General features: G+C 58.3%; 16 protein-coding genes. 14 read left to right on the forward strand and 2 right to left on the reverse strand.

Annotation, left to right across the window (positions count from 1 at the left end):
• From A9Q02_RS24475 to A9Q02_RS20975, 14 genes are all read left to right on the forward strand, one after another.
• Window positions 1-780 (forward strand): hypothetical protein (locus A9Q02_RS24475; RefSeq protein ID WP_216361573.1); only part of this gene is annotated, 780 nt, incomplete at its 5' end.
• 121 nt (window positions 781-901) lie between these two features.
• The gene (gene dnaN, locus A9Q02_RS20925) at window positions 902-2,056 is read left to right on the forward strand and encodes a DNA polymerase III subunit beta (RefSeq protein WP_097655021.1); all 1,155 of its coding nucleotides are present in this window, start codon (window positions 902-904) and stop codon (window positions 2,054-2,056) included.
• Window positions 2,057-2,593: 537 nt separating this feature from the next.
• A complete protein-coding gene (locus A9Q02_RS20930) occupies window positions 2,594-3,283 on the forward strand; it encodes a JAB domain-containing protein (RefSeq protein ID WP_245860793.1) in 690 nt (229 codons plus the stop codon).
• Window positions 3,284-4,587: 1,304 nt separating this feature from the next.
• Window positions 4,588-4,896, forward strand: a complete 309-nt coding sequence (locus A9Q02_RS20935; RefSeq protein ID WP_097655023.1) for a CU044_2847 family protein — start codon at window positions 4,588-4,590, stop codon at window positions 4,894-4,896.
• 161 nt (window positions 4,897-5,057) lie between these two features.
• Complete coding sequence (locus A9Q02_RS25440) at window positions 5,058-5,927, forward strand: transposase (RefSeq protein ID WP_281256941.1); 870 nt, start codon at window positions 5,058-5,060, stop codon at window positions 5,925-5,927.
• 92 nt (window positions 5,928-6,019) lie between these two features.
• Window positions 6,020-7,111, forward strand: coding sequence for a S1 family peptidase (locus tag A9Q02_RS20945; RefSeq protein ID WP_097655025.1), 1,092 nt, complete (start codon window positions 6,020-6,022; stop codon window positions 7,109-7,111).
• Between the two features lie 34 nt (window positions 7,112-7,145).
• Window positions 7,146-7,538 carry a hypothetical protein gene (locus A9Q02_RS23940; RefSeq protein WP_141509101.1) on the forward strand — a complete coding sequence of 131 codons (393 nt, stop codon included), beginning with the start codon at window positions 7,146-7,148 and terminating at the stop codon, window positions 7,536-7,538.
• Between the two features lie 56 nt (window positions 7,539-7,594).
• Window positions 7,595-8,161 carry a hypothetical protein gene (locus tag A9Q02_RS20950; protein WP_097655026.1) on the forward strand — a complete coding sequence of 189 codons (567 nt, stop codon included), beginning with the start codon at window positions 7,595-7,597 and terminating at the stop codon, window positions 8,159-8,161.
• Between the two features lie 835 nt (window positions 8,162-8,996).
• Window positions 8,997-9,131, forward strand: coding sequence for a hypothetical protein (locus tag A9Q02_RS25100; RefSeq protein ID WP_281256940.1), 135 nt, complete (start codon window positions 8,997-8,999; stop codon window positions 9,129-9,131).
• 167 nt (window positions 9,132-9,298) lie between these two features.
• A complete protein-coding gene (locus A9Q02_RS24485) occupies window positions 9,299-9,457 on the forward strand; it encodes a hypothetical protein (RefSeq protein ID WP_172451239.1) in 159 nt (52 codons plus the stop codon).
• Between the two features lie 33 nt (window positions 9,458-9,490).
• Entirely contained in the window at window positions 9,491-12,574 is a 3,084-nt protein-coding gene (locus tag A9Q02_RS20960; RefSeq protein WP_097655028.1) for an anti-phage-associated DUF499 domain-containing protein, read from the forward strand.
• Window positions 12,571-13,149, forward strand: a complete 579-nt coding sequence (locus tag A9Q02_RS20965; protein WP_097655029.1) for an anti-phage-associated DUF3780 domain-containing protein — start codon at window positions 12,571-12,573, stop codon at window positions 13,147-13,149. Before A9Q02_RS20960 ends, A9Q02_RS20965 begins: the two co-directional genes overlap by 4 nt.
• Window positions 13,142-16,003, forward strand: coding sequence for an anti-phage-associated DUF1156 domain-containing protein (locus A9Q02_RS20970; RefSeq protein WP_097655030.1), 2,862 nt, complete (start codon window positions 13,142-13,144; stop codon window positions 16,001-16,003). The genes A9Q02_RS20965 and A9Q02_RS20970 overlap by 8 nt, the downstream gene beginning before the upstream one ends.
• A gap of 427 nt (window positions 16,004-16,430) precedes the next feature.
• Entirely contained in the window at window positions 16,431-19,133 is a 2,703-nt protein-coding gene (locus tag A9Q02_RS20975) for a phospholipase D-like domain-containing anti-phage protein (protein WP_097655031.1), read from the forward strand.
• 40 nt (window positions 19,134-19,173) lie between these two features.
• On the opposite strand, the gene A9Q02_RS24980 is transcribed toward A9Q02_RS20975, so the two are convergent.
• Window positions 19,174-22,035, reverse strand: a complete 2,862-nt coding sequence (locus tag A9Q02_RS24980; RefSeq protein ID WP_245860794.1) for an ATP-binding protein — start codon at window positions 22,033-22,035, stop codon at window positions 19,174-19,176.
• Window positions 22,032-23,804 carry an ATP-binding protein gene (locus tag A9Q02_RS20985; protein WP_097655032.1) on the reverse strand — a complete coding sequence of 591 codons (1,773 nt, stop codon included), beginning with the start codon at window positions 23,802-23,804 and terminating at the stop codon, window positions 22,032-22,034. Before A9Q02_RS20985 ends, A9Q02_RS24980 begins: the two co-directional genes overlap by 4 nt.
• Window positions 23,805-23,913: the final 109 nt, after the last annotated feature.

A 23,913-nucleotide genomic window follows, 5' to 3' on the forward strand; every position in this document is an offset into this window, starting at 1 on the left:
AAGGTCGCCATCCTGCGCAGCACCACGGTCAAACCGGGGGCGCGGGGGGCCTGGTTCGCCGCCCGCGCGCAGGATGGAACGCATGTGGTGTTGTGTCATCCTGGCCTGGTCGAGACCGGGATGAACCTCATCGCCTGGCCCGAGATCGTCTTTGCCGAGCCGACCTACAGCCTCTACCGGGCGATGCAGGCGCGCAAGCGCGCCTTGCGACCGACGCAGACCCGCGCCTGCCACGTGACCTGGCTCGGCTACGACGACACGATGATCGCGCAGGCGCTCGACATCATCGGCAGCAAAGCCACGGCGGCCACGCTGCTCAACGGTGACGACCTCAGTTCGGGCCTCTTGCAGATCGACCCTGGCATGTCCCTGCTGCAAGAGCTCGCGAAGCGGGTGATGAACGACGACACCGTCACGACGCGCACGACGATTGCCACCCGGCTCGCCACGGCGGGGGCCAAGCTCAAGCAAGCGCTGGACGTCGGTGCCCGCGATCTCGTCGGCGTCAGCGCTGACCAGGTCGCCCCGCCCGATCCGACCCGGCGGCTCGTGCTGCCGCCGCATGTGGTCGCGGCGCGGTCGGAACCACCGGTCTTGTCCCGCCTCACGGACGAGGCCACGGAACCATCCGTCCTGTCCCGCCTCACCGCTGAGGCCACGGCCCCGAGCGCCCACGACAGCCAGGTCATGACCTGGCATGAAGTGCTTGTCCGGCGCACAAAGGGGCAGCGCAACCCCACCACCGACGACCCACCCACCGTCCAGTTCGCCTTCCTGTAGCCGACACATCGCCCACCGTCTCGTTCGCCTTCCTCTGAACCGCCGACCCGCCACCGCCGCCCAGTCTGGCCCACGCCGGCTGGGCGGGGGCGGGTCTCCATGATCATGAAAGGAATCCCCGATGAACCTCGTCATCCAGCAGGAGAATCTCAAGCACGCGCTCGCCCACGTTAGCCGCGCCGTCCCGGGCAAAGCCGTCATCCCGGTTCTGAGCAACGTGCTGCTGACGACCGACCAGGGCCGCTTGCGCCTCAGCGCGACCGATCTCAACCTGGCCATCACCGTCTGGGTTGGGGCGCAGATCACGCAGGACGGCAGCGTCCTGCTGCCTGCCGGACTCTTCGCCGACCTGGTCGCGGGCCTGCCCAACGACGCCGTGACGCTCGCGGTCAACCCCGATCACCACCTCGTCACCGTGACCGCTGGCCGCTTCAGCACGGAGCTCAACGGGATCGCCGCTGAGGAGTTCCCGACCGTGCCGGTGACCCCGCCAGACGGTGCCCCGCAGGTCACCTTCACCGCCACGACGCTCAAAGCCGCCATCCACCAGGTCGCCTGCGCCGCCGCCACCACCGACACCCGCCCCGTGCTCGCGGGCGTCGCGGTGCGCCTGCAGGACGCGGTGGCAACGCTCACCGCCGCCGACGGCATTCGCCTTGCCGTGAAGCAGATCGCGCTGCCCGAACCCGTCGCGACGCCGCAGGAGGTCATCATTCCTGCCCCGGCCCTGCGCGAACTCGGCGGGTTGCTCAGCGACACCACCGCGCCGGTCAGCATGAGCCTGGTGCCTCCCGCCACGGGCAGTTCCGCCGCGACCCAGGCCATCTTCACCACCGACCATTTCACCCTCACCACGCGCCTGATCGACGGCCAGTTCCCGGATGTCGCCCGCATCCTGCCCAAAGGCTGCACCACCCGGGCCATCCTCGAGGTGCGCGAACTGAACCGGGCCGTGAAGCTCGCCGCGCTGATCGCCCGCGTGAGCCAGAACGTCGTCAAGCTCAGCGTCAGCGTCGACGCCGCGACCCAAGCTGGCACGGTCATGCTCAGCGCGAACGCCGCCGGCATCGGCGCGAACACCGGTGCCGTCGAAGGCCAGGTCACCGGCGAAGGCGGCCAGATCGCCCTCAACGTCACCTACCTCGGCGACGCGCTGGCCGTCATCGGCACGCCCCAGGTCGCCTTCGAAATGGTCACCGCCCAAGCCCCCGGCGTCCTGCGTCCCGTCGGCCAAAACGGCTACGTCCACCTGATCATGCCGATGGCCCTGCGCTGACAAGCGCACCGCCGGAAGGCCGAAGCACGTGACCCCTCACCCATCCCGAACTCACCCCCCCTCACGTGCGTCGGCCCACGGTCAGGGCGATTGCATCTTCCGTGTATGCACCCGCCAGGGCACCCGCAAGGGGTGCCCGTACACCCGGCCCGGCCCCCGCCGGGTTGCGCCGGGGCCGGGCACACCACCACGACGGCCCGGACGGCCGGTAGGGGCACCCCTTGCGGGTGCCCTGATAGCGCGTCTTGTTGTGTCCGGTTTCGTATGATGCAATCGCCCTAGGCCCACGGCCACACCAACGCGCCGCGCCGCGCACATCGACCGCGCACCGACGTACGGCCGCAGCACGTGACCCCTCACCCATCCCGAACGCATCCCCCTCTCACGTGCTTCGGCCCATTGCTGCACCAGCGGACACACTGATGCTCACCGCGCACCCCCTGGCACGGCCTTCGCTGCACCAGGCGGTGTTTGTCTCACGAAGAACCTGAAATCCCACGCACCCCCTGGCACGGCCTTCGCTGCACCAGGGGGTCTTTGCATGACGAAGAAGAAGAGGACGAGACGATGCGCTATACGCAAACAACGCTGCTCGACCCCAGCCCAGAGCTGTTGGCCGAGCCGATCGCCACCCCCACCCGCACCCGCCGCTGCCGCCAGCCCGGCGTGCCGCCCCTGGCCAACGGGGCCGTGCGTGAAGCCCTGGCCCCCTACATCGACCTGTCCCGACTGCGCCACCTGGCCGCGCACCACGGCGATTTGCAAGAGGCGCTGATCACCGGCACGGTGCCGGAGGACGTCCAGGCCATGATCACCTTTGTCGCCGAGATCCTACGCCCAGACACCCGCGACCAGGTCAAAACCCCCACCGACGCCGCCGCCTTCCTGATGGTGCGCATGGGCCTGCTCGACCAAGAAGAGCTTTGGACGATGATCCTCAACACCAAGAACCACGTCCTCAAAATCCACCGCGTCTACCAGGGCAGCCTCAACGCATCAATGGTGCGCATCGGCGAAATCTTCCGCGAAGCACTCAGGTTCAACGCCGCCGCAATGATTGTCGCCCACAATCATCCCAGCGGGATCGTCGATCCCTCCCCCGAGGACATCCTCGTGACGAGGCAGATCGTCGCGGCCGGCAAGTTGCTTGACGTGGACATTCTGGATCACCTGATTTTGGGCAAGGGTCGGTGGCTTTCCATGCGCGACAAAGGCTTTGGCTTCTAAATGCCCCTTGTCGGGTCGCGCGTAACGTGAGAAGAGAATGGAATCTCACGTAACGTGAGAAAACGGAGATGTGGCTTTAGCGCTCTGCAAAGCCATGCCGCAGCGCAGGAGTTGGAGCAGGCACGTGCCGACGTGACCGCAAAGGGCTGCGCGAAATCTCCGTATCCGCAAGTTACGTGAGACGGGATCTCCGTATTCGCCAGTTACGTGAGACGGGGGCGGCCTCGATGAGGCGTTCGCTGCCCCAAAACGCCGATTTCAGCCGATTTTTGCCCCTTCTGGGGCGATTCTCTTCGCAAGTTACGTGAGATCCGACACGTGTTGTCGGGTCGCGCGTAACTCCGGAATGGAATGGAATCTCACGTAACTCAAGAAAACGGAGATCCAGGTTTAGCCCGCTGCAAAGCCACAGCGCATTGCAGGCGGCGGATCGAACCGGCTCCGGCGTGATTGCAAAGGGCTGGATGAGATCTCCGTATTCCGGAGTTACGTGAGACGGAATCTCCGTATTCGCGCGTTATGTGAGACGGAATCTCCGTTTTCGCAAGATACGCGAGACGGAATCTCCGTTTTCGCGAGTTCCGTGAGACGAGGTCGGCCTGCTTTCATCTTTCCGCTTTCATCTTTCATCTTTCCTACGATAATCAGGCCAACGCCGCGGCAGCCCTCAGGGCTGCCGCGGCGTTGTTGTTTTTGGAGAGACCAGATCGCTAATCGGGTATGATATCCTCCTCAAAGAACATCGTGCTCGTTCTCTCTATAACTACAATGACCACCTTTGTTACGATCAACAATTTGCGCGTAGGCATTCGCGAATCGAAGGCCCGGCCACATTGGTCGCATAGCTTTCACAACAGTCTCTATGCGACCCTTGAATGCGGCTGGCATGCCGACCCCTCGCTTCGACAATGGTGGGAAGCTGCGGTCCTTGCGATTTGTCCAATTGAAGACATTGTGGTCACGTGTAGGCAGAATGAGTCGTGCGGTTATTCACGAGCGTAGCCTGTGCGTCATGTCAGAGATCCGAAGGCATTACGATGGCCTCGGTGTGATGCACCGAGGGCACGAGCCCGATCTTGCACAGGCTCACTGAGGCGATTCTGTCAAGTTTCTGGCGATGGCTCGGGAGCTTAAAGAAGTTGGATGTTCGGTCGCAAAACAGCATCATTCCTAAGTTGAAACCGTTTCATGAAACGAAAGTTCGTATTGTGGTAGCTCAAGATTTACTTTCTGAATGATTTATGGTATAGTTTCGTCGGTATATTTTGATATTCAGTTCCAAGTGACAAGGAGTATATAACGGTATGGAAGAGAACACCAAACGGCTCCCTGTTGTATTACCGAATGGCACAAGAGTCTTTGTAGAAACCAGTGTTATTCAAAGCGAGATGGATGTTTCTGCAACCGAGCACATACTAAAATTTCCTCAAATCACCGAGGTAATTGAAGGTGTTTGGTCAATGGCAAATGACGCACTCCAGAAGATTGACCCAAAAAAGGCAGCGATAGAGTTTGGTATCGAGGTTGGATTCGAGCCAGGTTTATTAACAGCCGTACTTGTAAAAGGCTCTACCAAAGGGAACTTGAAAATTACAATTGAGTGGGAGCGGTAAAACGATTACTGGTTGTGGCAGGTGGTTTTCGAAAGTGATGCGAACCTTTTCTCTTTCTACAGTACTAGAGCGGCCTTGAGACGCTGTCTGAAAAAGATGGCGGTCGTCCGGCCAGGTTTAGGTACACTTGGGGGATAAAGAACCAAACCTACCCAACTGACCTGACCGACCACCAGTGGAATGGTATCAAGGATCTGATCCCTGCGGCCAAGCGCGGTGGCCGTCCTCGGAGCGTCGACATGCGGTTGATCATCAAGGCCATCCTGTCTGTCGTCAGTGGTATCCAATGGCGCATGCTGCCCAAGAACGATCCGAAGTGGAAAACGGTCGACGATTATGTCCGCATCTGGCGCAATGATGGCACGTGGCAGTGCATCCAAGACAACTTGCCCGCACGGGTACGCCAGCAGGCGGGACGCCAGAAACATCCCACAGCGGATTGTCTCGACAGTCAAAGCGGCAAAACCACGCAGATTCCCGGTGTGTGCGGGCATGACAAAGGCAAAAACGTCAACGAGCGCAAGCGGAACATCTTCGTGGACACTCTGGGCTTGCTGATGGTGGTCATAGTCACCGCGCTGTTCTGGCACGGGTGGTGGAACCGGGTCGTAAAGGGCCGCATCGAGCCGCAACTGCGCGACAATGGCTACCAACATAAGCAAGCCCTGACAGGCAGCCAACAACTCGATGGCAATCTAGCTGTTGTTCGCAACGACCACCAACAGCCGTCCGGGCAGCCACTGACGGACTTGGATGATCACCTGACACGCCCAGGCGGTCAGTTGCTTGTAGCGTTGCCTACGCTCCTGGTGATCGCGTTCCGAGGGTGCCAGGACGTTCAGCAAGGGCAGCGCCCAGACCCGCTGCGCTCAGGGAATCGGGGCAAGCAGCAGCATCCTCAGCCAGCGCAAACCGCTGGCTTTTCGGTTGTGGCAGGTTGCACATGGTTGGTTCCTTCTTGGTCGTTGAACCCAAACCAAGCGTACCCTGCCTTCTGTTTTTTGTCTACCGAATGGATAAAGTCGAATTAGGGCTTTGGGAAGAATCGCCACAAAGTGACTCAACATCCGTTCTGAACGGCGCGAAAACCCAACCGACACTACGCGATTACCTGTAAATTATAATGGAATCACCTTTATATCAATTATTACACAAGTGTGTGGTTCAAATTGAACAAATCGACGCCGGTAGCAGGACTATCGGTACTGGTTTTTTTGTGGCTAGAGGAGTGATATTAACAGTTGCCCATAATATTGAGAAGTTTGCTGCCCAAAGAGCAGATATTAGGGTATACTGGCAAGGTCACACGTTAACTGCTAATTTAATCGTGAAATCTTCTATTCATTACCCAGACTTAGCCTTCTTGAGAGCAGGGATTGACATAAACCCATGCGTATATTTACACGAGGCCCTTAATCCCAAAGATGACATCTATACATACGGCTTCTCTCGTCAAACGAAGAATGGGCGAAGAGCAGAGCCTGTCTTATTAACGGCGGAGGGCGTCACCGAACGCCCCGAAGCTATGATCAAACTCAAAATGGGTGAGATTAATCCTGGATTAAGTGGTGCACCCTTACTTAATTGCACTACAGGATGTGTGTGTGGAATAGTAAAGAGTACACGTCAGGAATCTTCATACAAAGGGGGGTTCGGTATTCCAACATCAGTAGTATTCTCTACAATGAAAACTTTAGCTCAAGAACAAATAAATTATCATCTTCAAAATCCGGAATGGCTAGATTGCTTAGAACCCGACCAACTAGACGCTCTTGGAATTATACCAATTGGAGCTTTATCTCCTTTTAATAATACAATTCAAGAGCTTATCGTTGCCATGAACTGGTCAAGTGTGCGGAACTTGTCAACTTCTCAACAAATAGTTTCTGCATCTGCTATTTTGAAACCGTCACAGGTGGAAAGAATTATTTTTCTTATCCGCAGAGCTGTTAATCCGATCGAGCAATTACTTGGGGAGATCAGCAAGGACAGTACAGAGATGGCAAAAGATAATATACGAAGAGAATTATTGATAGATGTAAGTTCATTTCTCAGTCAAGCTCGACAACTTGTTTCACAGCTTCAAAAACTTAGATTCGCAACTCCCCTGAAGATAAATAGTGATGCTCAAACAATAATACCTCAGTTAATATCTGATTTGATTAGGAAAACTAGGGAAATAGCAAAAAAGACAACACTTTTGATTGTTCAATGAATTATCGCATATTAAACAGAAGTGAGACGAAACTGTGCCAGATTCGGATAGCGCCAAAAGAAAGCGCTCTTCCACTAACTCTGGCTCTGCTGCGTCTGCAGAAGTTGCAAGACTAGAGAATTTCAAACAACGGTTAGAGAATATAGAGGAGACTCTTATTCAAAGACGAGGCGATTTGGAAAGAGATGTTTCACTGAGCATAGGACAGGAGATTAGCAATATGAATGTAGAAATAGTACGCATTACAAGGCGCGATGATCATCCAATAATCGGCTCAACTGAAGATTTGGTAGACTTATTAGAGGCAGCATCAAATGCATTAGTTGAGGCATCACGTAGTCAACGAGAGGGGGCTTTCTTAAATAAGCTGAGTGAAGCCAGAAAAGCAATTAGGTCGGCGTTAAAAGAGTACCGATTGCAGTCTTGACACCTATGGTATAATCAGAACAAATGTTTGTATGTCAAGGACTTTAGGAGCTTGTCATGATACGTCTCGTTGAAACATCGGTGGTGGATAGGTCTCTGGCCAAAGAAGGGGTATACCTCGAGTTTGAAATACCCCTCGACCTAGAGCAACTACAATCAGTTCTTCTTACTCATCAGGCAGAAATCGAAAACCATAAAGACACGCTCTATTTTGCATTGGATATTGCATTATCATCGGACGTTCTCAAGCAAGATCAGAATAACAGAATTGCGCATCGAATCAGTAAATTGCTAGAAAGTGCAAATTCAGCATACCAGCTTTTTGAAAAGGCTGACAACATACCGGAGGGAGTTGTACCTTTTCGCTATAATTTACTTGTAGTATTAGGGGCTATTCGATCTCAACTGAATGCTCTTCAAAGCGCCTTGAGAAGCAGCAACTCCCTGTCAATATCGACAAAGAGCAACAAGAGGGTTTTGCCAAGTCATTTGATTGCCAATTTGTCGAGACAAACTCTTTCAAAATATGACGATTTAGCAGAAGAGATACGGCTTTTTAAGGATAAAATTGGCTTCCAGCAGCTTCGTTCACGTGAGCAAAGTAGGTCGAAATATGCGGAGTAGTTTGCGCCCGAACCAAGCCTTGCATCTGACACCGCTGGCGCGTCGATAACCTAGATGAGATCTACCCAGCAAAGCGCGAGTGCTTGTCCCCGCTCTCTCCGTCGTTCGAAGGTTCCAGCTATCCGCCACGTCGCCTGCCACGGGCGTTTGACGTCACGACGGCGGGTCGTGTACTTTGCTGGAGGCGCCTTTTATGCCAACGCTCGTCTTGCCTTCTAGGCCTGCCAGCGGTGCAAATGAAGGATAGGCGTTTGCCAGCAAGCCCTGCCATTTTCTGCTTTCCAACTGCGTGATCGTCACCGACGGCAAGATCAATCCAGCCAACGGTGCCCCATACCAGGTTTATTGGCGTTCTTGCTAGAATGCCTGGCAATCGTGTAGTGCACACGAGACGCCAATTGCAGAGCTGAGTTCAGCGATCAATGGTATTCTTACCCACGGGCTACCCCTGGTCAACAAAGATCACCGAATTGTGCTACGCCGGCGCACGTGGCGTACCAGTGCGGTGATGTCAGATCGATACCCGCGTTTCAGTATGGCGGCGAAAGCACCTATTCGATTCCGCTGTCTGGGATTTCGCAAAGCGCCTGTGCGCCGATGTAGCCGCCCTTGGCGATGGGCCCCGGATTCCGAAAGCGCAAAAAGCCCAATTCTCGATGCTCCGCCAGTAGTATTTCGACAAGGCCGTGTGAACACATACCCTACCCCCCAAACGGCTCATACCCTGCGTCAATAGCGCCATACCAGCTAGACGCGAGCCGCCGGGCCGGGTCGCTGAAGCGCACGGGGGCAGCGTCGGCGAAAGATACAAGATGAAAGCCGGAGGGGATCATTTGTGTGCCACGAGCTTGATACTCGCCATGAAGAGGCCGATGAGCTCATCGGTCTCTTTCAGGAGCGCGTCGCATGTTTCAAGGTCACGGTCGTTGCACAGCTCGAGCCGGGCGAGCCAGGCGTGAGTCTCTTGTAACTCTTGCAGACTATATGCTCTGCTTGGCGATCGTCTTAGTGCCACGGAACGAACCTCCACGTTGCGAAGGGATTCTCGCCGGCAGCGACGATGCTACTGCGTCTTTGATGCTCTTTTCACATCTCTCTGAGGCTGTGGTAACAGTGCTGTTGCAGAGATGGTATATAATGCAATACGATGGTGTTCCATTGCAGCGCCGTACCGCTTGGCGGTTGCCCAAAGCTTGGGTTCCGCTGATCGCGCTTGATGAGCACGCTGCCTCCCTGGTGCTGATGATCGAACATCGCGAGGACTCGCCCCAACCGCCCCTGGCAACCGATGCGTGACGCCGATCACGAATACAAGACGAGCAATCCGCTATGAAAACAGTCCGTGATGCCTGCCAGCTGCAGCCCAATGCGCTGATGATTAAGCTGAGTGATCAGATTGAGCAGCTCGATGAGTTGATCGCTGTCGAGGGTGATGGCGAGGCGTTCTTCGCCAGGACGTTCATCACCCAGGGTATGCGTGACCTGATCGATGAGGGCATTGCCCGCCTCGCCGGTGCCTCAACCCAGGCGGTCTTCCACCTCAAGCAGGCGATGGGCGGCGGTAAAACCCACCTGCTGGTCGGTTTCGGTCTGCTCGCTCAGTCAATCGCGTTGCGCCGACGCTACTGCGGTGGCAATCGGCACGGTGAGTCGTTTGCTACCGCGCAGGTCGCCGCGTTCAATGGCCGCAATAACCCCGATCACTATTTCTGGGGCGAGATCGCGAACCAGTTGGGTAGTGGCGAGCAGTTCAAGGCGTTCTGGATGCACGGCCCGAAGGCTCCTGATGAACGCGATTGGCTCCAGCTCTTTGCTGGTGATCAGCCGACGCTCATCTTGCTCGATGAGATGCCACCCTACTTCCACTACCTCGATACCCAGAAGGTCGGCAATGGTACGGTCGCCGATATTGCGACCCGCGCCTTCGCTAACTTGCTTACGGCCGCCGGTAAGAAGAAGAATGTCTGTGTGGTCGTCTCTGACCTGGCTGCGGCCTACGATACTGGTGCCAAGCTGATCTATCGGGCGCTTGAGGATGCCCGCGCGGAGTTGGGCCGTCAGGAGCGTACGATCACGCCGGTCGATCTGGCCGCCAACGAGATCTACGACATTCTGCGGAAGCGGCTCTTTACCGTGCTCCCCGACCAGGCTGAGATTGATGATATCGCCGCTGCTTTTGGGCGCAAGCTTGAAGAGGCCGCCCGCTCGAAGACGGCGAGCCGGGGGGCCGAGGCGATCGCTGATGAGATCGCGGCCACCTATCCGTTTCACCCGCGCCTGAAGAATGTGATTGCGCTGTTCAAGGAGAATGAGCAGTTCAAGCAGACCCGCGGCTTGATCGAGTTGGTCTCGCGGCTGCTCCGATCGGTCTGGGAGCGCCAGGCCAATGATGTCTTCCTGATCGGCCCGCAGCATTTCGATCTGGCGATCCCCGATGTGCGCGATAAGCTCACCGAGATTTCCGGGATGCGCGATGTGATCGCCAAAGACCTCTGGGACGCGCAGCAGTCGGCCCATGCCCAGGTGATCGATCTGCAGACTGGCAAGGAGGCCGCGACGCAGGTTAGCGCCCTGCTGTTGACGGCGAGCCTCTCGACGGCGGTGAATGCGGTGAAGGGTCTGACCCGCGAAGAACTGGTTGAGTGTCTGGTCTCACCGCTGCGCGAGCCGTCCGAGTTTCTGGCGGCGTTCGATCAGATCGATCAAGTGGCCTGGTATCTGCATCATACGCCAGAGGGTCGCTATTACTTTGATCGCCAGGAGAACCTGACCAAGCTGCTCCAAAGCCTGGCCCATGACGCTCCCGAGAACCAGGTTGATGATCTGATCCGCCATCGCCTGCGCGAGATGTTCAAGCCCAGCCGCAAGATCTGCTACGATGAGGTGCTGCCGCTGCCCCGGCTCGATGAGGTTGCCGACCGCGTCCGCAAGGGCCGGGTGCTGCTGATCATCAGCCCTGATGCGAAGATGCCCTCTGATGAGATCCAGCGCTTCTTCGAGGGTCTGAGCCAGAAGAATAATCTGTGTGTGCTGACCGGCGACAAGACGGCGATGGGCAGTATCGAGAAGGCGGCCCGCCAGTTCTTTGCGGCGCAGAAGGCCGATGGCCGCATCCCGAAGGGCCATCCGCAGCGTGATGATCTTGAACGGAAGCAGCAGGCCTATGAGCAGGATTTCAATGCGACGATCCTGAACCTCTTCGATAAGGTCTTATTTCCGATCCAGCGCGCCGGGCGGCCCGCGCAATTGGTGTCGAAGCCGCTGGACATGACCCGCGACGCCTCGCGTCCGTTCAATGGTGAGGAGCAGATCGAGAAGACTCTGGTTGCTAATCCGCTGAAACTCTATCTGGATGTCGATCAGGAGTTTGAGGCCATCCGCGATAAGGCCCAGGATCTGCTCTGGCCGCTGGGCCAGGACGAGACCCGCTGGTCGGATGCGGTCGATCGCTATGCCGAGCAGCCTGGTATGCCCTGGCTGCCGCCCAGAGGCCTCGATACGCTGAAGTCGCTTGCCTGCAACCGGGGGCTGTGGGAGGATCTGGGGAACGGCTATGTTACCAAAAAGCCGAAGAAGAAGCGCACCTCGGTTCAGGTGATCCCAGAGTCAACACCGGATGATGCCGGCAAGGTGCGCCTGCGGATCAATCCGCAGCATGCCGGCCCCGCGCCACGTATCTTCTACGCCGAAGATGGGCCGGTGAACGAGAAGAGCGCGCTGCTTCACGATGCGATCTATACGACCAATGCCCTCCGCGTCAACTTTCTGGTCTGCGACCCTTCCGGCCAGTACGAGACCGGCGATCCGGTATCATGGTCGAACAAATTGGTGCTGCGGAGCGAGCTTTCCGCGCAAGGTGGGCACCGTCGGGTCGCGCTGTTTGTTGCGCCGCGTGGGACGATCCGCTATACGCTCGACGGCAGCGAGCCGCGTGATGGGACGGCGTATGCCGAGCCGATTGCGATCGGCGACGGCGAGGTAATTCTCCGGGCTTTTGCTGAGGCTGATGGGCTTGAGACCAAGCATGACTTTCGTTTTCCGGCCAGGGGCATATCCGGCCCACAGATCGATGCACTGAAGCCCGGCCAGATCGTCTCGCGTACCGGTCGCAAGCTCGACTCGCGGGCCAAGACCTTTGAGGGGCTCAAGCAGGCCGGCGAGAAATCGGCTACCTTTGAGGGTGTGGTGCTGACTGTGGGCCAGGGCAACCAGATGATCGCCGTCCAGGTGGGCGAGATCGCGGTGAGCGCCGCCTTCATCGAGGCGCTGCTGCTCAAGGTGCTCGAGATGTTTACGCCGGATACGCCGATCACGCTGACCTTCCGCAAGGCACACTTCGCCTCCGGCCATGATCTGAAGGACTTCGCCGAGAAACTCGGCCTTGTGTTGCAGGCAGAGGATGTACAGCAGTGAGCGAACGGCAGAAGACAGTTGATTTTGGTGCGCCCGTCACCTTTGGCGCGCACCTGTTCCGGGTCGAGATCCCCGAGGCCCGCACCCACGCGGTGGTGATCAGCGAGGACTACGGCTACCGTGGGCAGGAGGGCGGCGTCCCGCGTGCTGAGGAGCGGGTGCGCCTGACGCGTGCGGCCTGGTCGGGGATCGCCGAGACTGCCCGGCGCGAGTTCAACGACCGGCTGAAGACGGCCAAGTTGCACACCGGACGCTGGCATAGCGGCACCAATCTGGTTGATCGTTTGCTGGGTAAAGAATTGTGTGTCCTGGCCTGGGCCGCCGAAACCGCGACTGTTGAACAGATCCCGGTGATTTGCAACAAATGGGCCGCGCTACGCCCCGAGGAGCGTTGGTGGCTCTTTGCGATCACCGTCGCCGAGGCCGGCCTGCCCGACGATACCGAGCGTGGTTGGCGACGCGCCCTGTTCTATGCCCTCTCGGACGGTGAAAAGCCCGCCGGTCGCAAGCGTGCGCCACGCCCCGTCGAGCAGGATCAGCTTGACCTGCCCCTATTCAGAGAAGTCAATGACTAATACCATCATACCCTTTTCACTAAAAGACGCTCCAGCCCTGATCGAGCGCCTGCTGCCGGTGCAGAAGTTGTCGGCTGATGTCTACAAAGAGCGCATGGCAGGAGGTGGACAGACGTTAACGAGCTTAGGAAACTTTTGGAAAGGTCGTAAGCCGTTGATTCTTGCAAAGGCATGCGTCTTGGGATGCCTATTACCAGCAACTGAGAATCCTAAGCGAGACCTTGAGATTTTTGAGCTATTGATGGGGATGGATAATATATCACTCGAAAAACGGTTGCGAGAAAAAAATGACAAGGAAAGCCGCTATGCACTAACGTTATGCCGATCATCAGTTTATCACTCGTCATATCGAGATCTAACAAAATTGGCAAGTCGGAGCGATGAGTGTGGAGAAGACCTGTTCGATCATATTTGGGATTATATCAATGAGCATCTACACACTAGTGCAAATTCGTTTGATCAACTTACTGAGCAACTCGGTATTATGCGTTATGGACGCCGTCCAATGCTTGCAGATACTTTCTGCGGTTCAGGCCAAATCCCCTTTGAAGCTGCACGCATGGGATGCGATATTTACGCATCAGATCTCAATCCAGTTGCCTGTCTACTTACTTGGGGAGCATTCAACATAGTTGGTACATCAGCCGATAAACGCGAACGATTGGCAGTGGAACAAAAGGAATTGATGCACCGTGTTCAGTCTGAAATCGACGCAATGGGTGTCGAAACAGATGGTAATGGCTGGCGTGCTAAAGTCTTTCTCTATTGTGTTGAGGTTCGCTGTCCACAAACTGGTTGGGCAGTCCCGCTTTTACCAACACTTGTGATTAGTCAAGGATATCGTGTAGTTGCTCGATTGATTCCGAATCATCAACACAAGCGATATGAGATAGAGATTAGCTCCGGTGTTGCAAATGAAACATTGGCTGCAGCGGCAAAGGGTACAGTGCGATCAGACGGTCGCGGACAAGAATCCTATATGATCCATACCGTTAACGGTGTGGAATACAGAACGAAGATAAGTACGATTCGTGGCGATTATCGTAATTCTGATGGTAGCAACAATAATCGTCTTCGTCTGTGGGATTACTCTGATATCAAGCCGCACTCCAATGACATCTTTCAAGAGCGACTTTACTGTATTCAATGGATGCGCCCGAAGAAAACAGGCAGGGGCGATGAATATGAATTTCGTGTGGTCAAAGAAGATGATTTGCAGCGAGAACGAGTTGTTGAGCAATTTGTCGCTGAGAACCTGCGCAATTGGCAAGTGAACGGTTGGATACCGGATATGCGAATTGAACCAGGAGACAAGACTGATGAGCCAATACGCACACGCGGTTGGACTTATTGGCATCATTTATTTAATCCTCGTCAATTGTTGATAGCAGGACTTATTCGGAAGAATGTTAGTTCTGGCGCAGATATGCTTGCCCTGATGAAGGCGCTAAATATTAACGCAAGGCTAAGCGTTTGGCACAGAACTGATGGTGGTGGCGGAAGTGTTCAACAAGTGTTTAGTAATCAAGCATTAAACCCTCTGTTTGATTATGGTAGCCGGGCCACCCAATATTTAGGTCCTGCTATCGAATTTAATCCGAAAGCGTTCCATATTAGAACTAACGTTGATCTTTTGACCATCCCGGCCAACGAAATCACAACAGAAACGGATATCTTCATCACCGACCCCCCCTACGGTGACGCGGTGAAATACGAGGAGATCCTCGACTTCTTCATCGCCTGGCTGCGCAAGAACCCGCCGCCGGAGTTTGCCGATTGGGTCTGGGATAGTCGGCGGGCGCTGGCAATTCAGGGCGAGGGCGAAGCGTTCAGGCGGGGTATGGTGGCCGCGTACAAGCGCATGACCGAATGCATGCCCGACAATGGCATCCAGGTGATCATGTTCACCCACCAGTCCGGCACAATCTGGGCCGACATGGCCAACATCGTCTGGGCCGCAGGCTTGCAGGTCACCGCCGCCTGGTACGTCGCCACCGAGACCGACAGCGCCCTGCGCGCCGGCAGCCATGTCAAAGGCACGGTGCTGTTGGTCTGCCGCAAGCGCCAGGGCAGCTACAAGACCACCCGTGACGACCTAGCCTGGGAGATCCAGGAGGAGGTCGAGGCCCAGGTACAGGCGCTCACCGGCCTGAATCAGGCGGCGAAGGGGCTCTACCGTGACGAAAACGTCTTCGAGGACGCCGACATCCAGATGGCGGGTTACGCAGCGGCGCTGCGCACGCTTACGCGCTATGCAATCATTGATGGCCGCGATATGACCGCCGAGGCGCTGCGCCCGCGGGTCAAAGGCGAGACCACCTTTGTGGACGGGCTGATCGGCTTCGCCGTAGACACCGCCAACCAATGCCTAGTGCCGCAGGGCATCGCCAAACAGCACTGGGACAAGCTCAGCGGGGCCGAGCGCTTCTACCTCAAACTGCTCGACCTAGAAGCCCGTGGCGCAAAAACCGTCGACAACTACCAAAACTTCGCCAAGGCCTTCAAGGTACGCGACTTCAAGGCACTGCTCGCCAGCCACAAAGCCAACAACGCCCGGCTCAAGAGCGCCGTCGAGTTTGGCCGCGCCGAGATGGGCGAAGGCTCCGAGTTGTACGAGTCAGTCCTGCGCGCCGTACTCTACGCCATGATGGAGATGGTGAAGAACATAGACAGCAACGAAGTGCTGGCCCACCTCACGCTGAACATCCCCAACTACTACGGCGACATGACCCAGCGCGAGCTCGCGATCGACCTCGCAGACTACCTAGCCCACCAACTTGAAGCGCTGCGCCCAGAAGAAGCCAGCGCCGCCCGGATCGTACGCGAACTAATCAGGAACCAACGACTAGGATAGGCTATGCAAGCCACAAAAGAACGCAAAGAACACAAAGACCCGACAACCGTACATTCTTCTTTGCGCTCTCTGTGTTCTTTCGCGGCCCAGAAGTGACAGCCCATCATCGCCACAAAAGAACGCAAAGAACACAAAGACCCGACAACCGTACATTCTCCTTTGCGCTCTCTGTGGTCTTTTGCGGCTTAAAAATAACAGCCCATCATCGCCGCAAAAGACCGCAAAGAACGCAAAGATCAGAGGAATATCAATCTTCTTTGCGCTCTCTGTGCTCTTTTGCGGCTCAAAAACGACAGCCCATCATCGCCGCAAAAGACCGCAAAGAACGCAAAGACCCGACAAAAAATACATCTCCTTTGCGCTCTCTGTGTTCTTTCGCGGCTCAAATCAACATTCTTTCGCGGCTCATCCACGGAAAGTTGGTAGTATGATGATCCAGCGCTTCTCCTCGCGGCGCCAGCGACTCGACAAAGCCTTTCTGAGCGACCGACTCAAGGGTGCCCGATCATACAAGCGCATCGCCGGCTACTTTCGCAGCTCGATCTTCGAGTTGGTGGGCGAGGCGATCGCCGACATCCCCAGCGTCCAAATCGTCTGCAATAGTGAGCTTGACGTTGCTGACATCACGATCTCAAAGCACGCCCGCGAAAGCGCCCTCAAAGCGCGGTGGAACGAAGTGCCCTCCGAAGTTGAGGCGTTGCTGCACCGCGAGCGCTACCGGCAACTCTATGAACTCCTCGCCAGCGGGCGGGTCGAGATTCGCGTGGTGCCGAAGGATCGGGTCTTTATTCATGGCAAGGCCGGCGTGATCGAGGCGGCCGATGGCACCAAGAGTTGCTTCCTCGGCTCAACCAATGAGACCCGCAGTGCCTTCGCCCAGAACTACGAACTGCTCTGGGAAGACACCTCCGCCGAAGGCATTGCCTGGGTCGAAGAAGAGTTCGCAGCGCTTTGGCAGGACGCCTACCCGCTGCCCGAGGCGATCATTGAGGAGATCAAGCGCGTTGCCGACCGGGTCGAGATCCGCTTCAAGGATGTCGCCACCAAAGAGCTACCCGCTGCGGCGCTGGCCGAAAGCCCGATCTACCGGGGCGGCGAGCAGCTCCAGCCCTGGCAGCGCTCGTTTGTGACCCTCTTTCTCCAGCACCGCGAGACCTACGGCAAGGCTCGGCTGCTCCTCGCCGACGAGGTTGGCGTCGGCAAGACTCTCTCGCTGGCGGCCAGCGCCATGCTCGCCGCCCTCCTCGAAGATGGTCCGGTGCTCATCCTCTGCCCCTCGACCCTGACCCTCCAGTGGCAGATGGAACTGACCGATAAACTCGGCATCCCGAGCGTGGTTTGGTCTTCCACCAAGAAGGTCTGGATCGACCCACAGGGCCACGTGATCAGAACCCGTGGTGCAGAAGATATCGCACGCTGTCCCTACCGCATCGCGATCGTCTCGACCGGCCTAATCTTCCACGACTCGGATGAGCGCGAGCACTTGCTCAGCTGTCGCTTCGGCACCGTGATCCTCGACGAGGCGCACAAAGCGCGTCAGCGTGGCGGGTTTGGCGCGAAGAAGCGTGAGCCAAACAATCTGCTTGACTTCATGCTGAAGATCGGGCCGCGCACGTGTCACCTGCTGCTCGGGACGGCGACACCCATCCAGACCGAGGTCTACGAGCTCTGGAACCTGCTGCGTATCCTGAATGCCGGTGCCGATTTTGTGCTCGGTCGTGAATGGGCGAGCCTGTGGACCGACTGGGAACGAGCGCTACCGATCGTCAAAGGCGATGAAATTCCCGCCGATGAGCGCGACGTCTGGGAGTGGCTGCGCAACCCGTTGCCACCAGGCCATGACGACTCGCTCTTTGCCACCCTGCGCTTGCAGCTTGATCTCGCCGACCAAGCCTTCTTCACCGATCGGGGCATCGGCTCGCTTGGCTTCCTTGAACAGCAGGCGGTCAGCCAGGCCCTCGCCCCCGGCTTTCTGCGCGAACATAACCCGGTGGTGCGGCATACGGTGCTACGGCGACGGCAGACGCTTGAGGAAGTCGGCCTCTTAGAGAAGATCGCCGTGCATGTCCACCCCGCCCTCGATGCGCCGACGACGGCCTATGCCGGGATCGGCTTCAGCGGCCTAGGGTTGCTGACCAACCACCCCTTCAACCTAGCCTACGAGGCCGCCGAGGCCTTCACCGAAGCACTGCGCAAACGAACCAAGGCCGCAGGCTTCATGAAAACCCTGCTGCTCCAGCGGATCTGCTCCAGCTTCGCGTCAGGCCGAGCGACAGCCGAGCGCATGCTGCAGCGCAAGACGCTCGAGGACGAAGAGCAGACCCAACTCGTGGATGAGGCGCTCGATGCGCTTACCTCAGAAGAGGCCAGCCATCTGCGCACGATCGTAACCGAACTCTCGCGGCCAGAAGCGCGCGACCCCAAGCTGCACGCGGTACGCAGCTTTCTCACCGACCAGCGGAGCGACGGCAAGACCTGGCTCGAACACGGCTGCATCATCTTCAGCCAATACTACGACACCGCCCATGCCGTTGGCACAGCGCTTGCCCAATTGCTCCCAGGTGAGCCGGTCGGCATCTATGCTGGCACCGGCAAGAGCGGCATCTTTCGTGGCGAGGACTTCGCCTCGGTCGAACGTGAAGCAATCAAGGCAGCGGTAAAACAACGCCAGATCCGGCTCATCGTCGCGACCGACGCGGCCTGCGAGGGCCTCAACCTGCAAACCCTTGGCACCCTGATCAACGTCGACCTGCCCTGGAACCCCTCACGACTAGAGCAGCGCCTCGGACGAATCAAGCGCTTCGGCCAGGCGCGGCGCAGCGTCGATATGCTCAACCTAGTCTACCACGAGACCCAGGACGAGCGGGTCTACCAGGTACTATCACGGCGGATGAAGGATCGCTACGACATCTTTGGCGGCCTACCGGACACCATCGAGGACGATTGGATCGAGACCATCGAGAAGCTTGAAGAGATGATGGATGAATACATCCACCTGCGCCAGCAGGCCCGCGACGTCTTCGAACTGCGCTACCAGGAGACCATCGACCCCGCCAAGGATCGCTGGGAGCTTTGCTCCCGGGTGCTGGCGCGCAGGGACGTCATCGAGCGGTTATCGCAGCCGTGGTGACGAAACATGCCATCGACCTAACTCCCAACCAGACAGCCCCCTATGTCGCCAGTTCACTGCACTCGCGCACCCAACGCGCCACGAGCGGCACCTCGATCTGGTAGCTCGTGCCGACCAGTTCGATAATCCGGTAGCGCTGCATGCGCCGCAGGGCCGCCTGCGCCGCGCTGGTGTCTCTCGTCGGCAGGGGTTGCCCGTCGGCGAGCGCACGCAGGATCGCCTGGCCTGCCGCAACCTCGGCAGCGGTGTTGCCAACCTGCTCGCGCCAGAGGTTGTCGAAGTAGGGGGGGCCGTTGCGCAGCGCCAGGGGAAGCGTCGCTTCGAGCATGGTGGGGCTAACGTGCCGTACCTTGCGCCGGTTGGCTTCGTTGACCAGGGTCTCGCCAACGAGTTGCACGAGGTAGGGTTGGCAACGGGTCAACGCGATAATCTGTTCCACCACGCCCTCGGCGTAGCTCAACTCAAAGGGCTCACCGCGTCGCGGCTCGGTCAAGAGGCTGTGCGCCTCGGCTGCAGACAGATAGCCGATTTCGAGCGGGCGCACACTGATGAAATAGCTACTCCAATTCGGGCCAAGCTCGCTGAAATGCTGTACGCCGCCACAAAAGAGGAAGGCCATGTCGCTGTGCTGGATCAGTTCGCGCAACTGGTCGAAGATGCTCAGTTCCAGTTTGCCTGCTGCAATCGTTGCCCCCAGCTTTTCCACTTCATCGAGGCAGATCAGCAGGCGGCGCGAATCCAGCCTGGGCAGCGCGGCATCGAGCCAATCTTGTAGCGCGGCATAGGGATTGCGCAGAAAATCGTTGCGCTCTGTTGCGGGCAGACGCAGCCCCTGGATCTTCGCATCACGAATGATCACCCGTACCAGGCCATAGCAGAAATCGCCAACGCTACCCAGTGATGCTTGCTCCTGCATACTGAAAAAGATCGGCAGAACCTCTGTGGGCAGCAGTTTGGGCAAGTTGCGCAGGAACGACGTCTTGCCAAAGCGCCGGGGACCATAGAGCAGCACCGTCGGGCGGCTCTTGTCATAGATCGCCCGTAGCAAATCGTTGCTTAGCTCGCGCCGCCCCCGGAAGAGCGCATGTTGATTGAGTTGCAGCGGGTTGCCAGTGAAAAAGGGGTTGGCAATTTCGCCCTGCGTGAATTTGCGCTGCTCTCTGGCTTCTTCTACAAGCAGCATATTCCACTGCGTAAACATTGCTTGCCAGCGATCGAGTTGCTCACGGCGCAAACCAAGTCCGGGGAGTTGGCCTTGAAAGCTTTCCAGATCGCGCCGTATGGTACCCAGCCCTTGCTCAACCAGCGCCAGATTGGGATTGTCGCGAACAATCTGTAGATTGTCGGCGAGATCCAACAAGCGCGGGAAGACCGTGCTCAGTTCATCGTTCGGCTGAGCCAGCACCGGTTGACGCTGCCCGTCTTCGCTGGCTTGATAAAAGACCGGGATAAGCATCGACAACGGAGCATGCCGGAGTTCGGAGATCGATTGCAGTTGGTTAAGATCCGGCAGCTTAGCGAGATAAGCGGCGACAATCTGGGGTAGTGCCCGTTCAACCGTGCGCCGAAAGCCTGGATAGGGCGACGTGCGCATCAGATCGATGGCTTGCATGCCAACTGACTGCTCGGACGCAAAAGCGGCACTGAGCAGCCGATCATGGCGCGGCAGCGGCAGCCAGAGCAGTTCGCTGCTGTAGGGCGGCAGGCGGCGGAGCAACGCAACAGGATCAATGTTCAGGCGCGGCCAGCGGCTGCGCTGGTTGGCCTGAGCCTGGCCCGCTAACCCGATCAACAGCGCCTGCCCCAGGTAAAAGGGCAACAGGCGGGAGTGACCAAGCAGCGCTCCTACCGCCACCCACGCGGCATTCAAGCCATGCGCGTCGAAGCCAAGGGCAAAGATCAGTATACTTAGCACCACTCCAGCCCAACGCCAGGGCCAGACCGCCAGGGCTGTCCCTAACAGCCATCCTGCCAGCGCTAGCCAGGGCAGCGCGAGGCTGGACAATGCGCCTACGCCGACCGCCACGACGCCCGCCACGCCGACTGCCACGCCGACTGCCACGCCGACTGCCACACTGCGCGCCACGCCGACTGCCACGACGCCCGCCATACTGCTCGCCACGCCGAGCACCACGACGACTGCCACGATGACTGCCACGCTGCCCGCCACGACGACTGCCCCGTGGCCCGCCACGCTGCCCGCCACCAAGAACGCCACGCTGCCCGCCACCAAGAACGCCACCAAGAACGCCACGCCGTACGCCTGCAAACCACCTCGACGAGGTTCATCACGAACAGCCCAGATACTCAAGATACTGATGAACAGTGCCCAAAGAATGGTAAACTCCCAGTTGCTTGTTGCCAACCAGGCACCCAGCACCACGCTACAGGTCAGCCCCACCACCAGCGTCAGCCGCCCCAGCCAGACCCGCTCCTGCTCCCAAAGCCAGGTACCAAGCTGGCTTGTCGCCACCAAACCAAGGGTGTAGACGCCAATCCCCAGCACGAGTTGGGGCCATGGCGGTAGGATTTCACCCGTCACCACAAGGGCTTGACGCATTGCGTCTGGATGAAGGCTATAGACCAACAGAAAGAGCCAGGGCGTAGTTAGGCTGATAGCCAAGGGAAAGAGCGTCAACCCATACAGGCAGACCAGCGCCGTCAGCACAAGCAGCCAATCGAGCGACTGCCCCTGCCACGCCACCATGCTGATCATCGGGGCGAGCAAGAGCAGGGCGAGCAGAGCGAAGCGGGTGGCGAACGGTGGCTTGCGAAAGACGGCGATGAGACGGGTTCTTGTCTCAACTTCATCGGGCATCTCACGCATCCACGCCTGCAACCTGCTCGGGTGGAAGTAGGCCCAATACCAGATCTGCCAGGTTTCGCGCAGCAACTGTTTCATCGCGTGCCCCGCAGGTAGGTTGCCAGGGCGCTGCTAAAGAGGTGTCCATCGCTGCGTAGCAGGCCAAGTCGGTGCAGGCGCTGCACCAGCGCGGGTTCGGGGGCGACAAGGCCACTCAGTCCGGCGGCGTAGCGCAGTGCGTGCGCTTCGAGGTCGTTCAGATCGCGCAGCAGTTCGGCGAAGCGCGGCGCGGTCTGCAAGGCAAACTGTTCGCGAACCCACGTCGGCTCGGGTTGCTCCCAGAGTAGGCTGGCCGCCAGTTGCACGTAGTAGGGCATGCCACCCGCAAGCTCGTCAAGTAGGGCGAGCTGCGCGGCGCTCAGTTGCTGCTGGGCAAAGCCGTCGTGAACCAGTTGGTGCCAGGTAGGCTCAGTGAAGGCCCCCAGCTCCGTCTGCAAGAAGATATTGCCGAACGGGGAGTCCAGACCGAGCGAAGCGTAGCCCTCGCCAATTGGGCGCAGGCTGGCGATCACGAGGCCAAAGTAGCCAGCGTCGCTCGCTTTGTAGCGCCAATCGCTGCCCCAGTCCACAAACTCGGCCAAGCGGGTGCTGATCTGCTCAAACTCGTCGATCAGGATGATCAAGCGCCGCCCGCTGTCGCGCAGTGCGGCCAGGCCATCATTGATCGCCCAGAGGTCGCCATTCTCGCTGCGTTGCCACGGAGCCTGACCGGTGGCCTGCTCAATCGCACGGCGCAGGCCCTCATTGATGCCGGTGGGCGTGTGAAAGCGTTGGTCTTGCAGGCTGAGCATAATGGGCAAGGGTTGTTTTTCTGGGGCACAAAACTCGTGAATTTGCTGATATACATAGGTTAGCAAAGAACTCTTACCGCTGCGGCGCCAGCCCACGATATTCACCGATTGGCTGCTATCACGTGAGCCGAGACGACTGCGCAGCATACGCCGCGCCTCTTCACGCCCATAGAAGCGATGTGGTGGCACAGGAGCGCCGACAATGAAGGGGTTTTCAGTTTGATAACGTAGCGCCGCCTTCCAGGCGGCGTCCGGCGCATCCGCCGCCTGAAAGGCGGCGCTCCTTTCGTGCGCTGCCAGGAGCGAGGCGGCTGCTTGCGCATCAGATTCGGCTTGCGTTAAGGCGGTGCTCCTTGCGGCGTCCGGCGAATCTGCCGCATCCGCATCCGCCGCCTGGAAGGCGGCGCTACGTTCTCGCACTGCCAGGAGCGAGGCGGCTGCTTGCGTATCAGATTCCGCTTGCGTTAAGGCGGTGCTCCTTGCGGCGTCCGGCGCATCCGCCGCATCCGCCGCATCCGCCGCCTGGAAGGCGGCGCTACGTTCTCGCGCGGCCAGGAGCGAGACGGCTGCTTGCGCATCAGATTCCACTTGCGTTGGAGGCATGATGTTGAGCGGGCCAATCGCACGGCTACGGATCGTCAGCGTGGGCACATACCACGAGCGCTGGTCATCCTCTTCGACAAAGAGGCTGCGGCGCAGGCGCGCAACGCTGGCCTGGATGCTATGGCCGGCGTAGAGGTCGCGCACGAGCAGATCGACGGCGCGGGTCGCGGCGCTGATCCGCACCGTGAATTGCATCGCCAGAACCAGCGGGACACCCTCGGCATTGAGCGCCTGGGCAACGCCGCTGAGCATGCCGTGGGCGGGTTGGGCCGCGTCGGGCAAGATCGCTGCGCCACGGCAAGCAAAGAGCAGGGCGATCTTCGCCTCGGCAAAGAGTTTCGCAAGGCGCTGGCTATCGGTCCAGGCCTCCTTTTGGGGGTAGGTTTTTTTATTCACGGGCCGAGGGAGCGTCATGACGTTCGTTTCTTTCGGGATGGTATGGCGGTGTCGTTGGCCAGGGTTCGGGGGACAAGCGTTGCGGCATGGGGATGGACTGGTGGTTCAGGGCCCGCACCAAGAGCAC

This window comes from Candidatus Chloroploca asiatica, from assembly GCF_002532075.1.
GTDB classification, from domain to species: Bacteria; Chloroflexota; Chloroflexia; order Chloroflexales; family Chloroflexaceae; genus Chloroploca; species Chloroploca asiatica.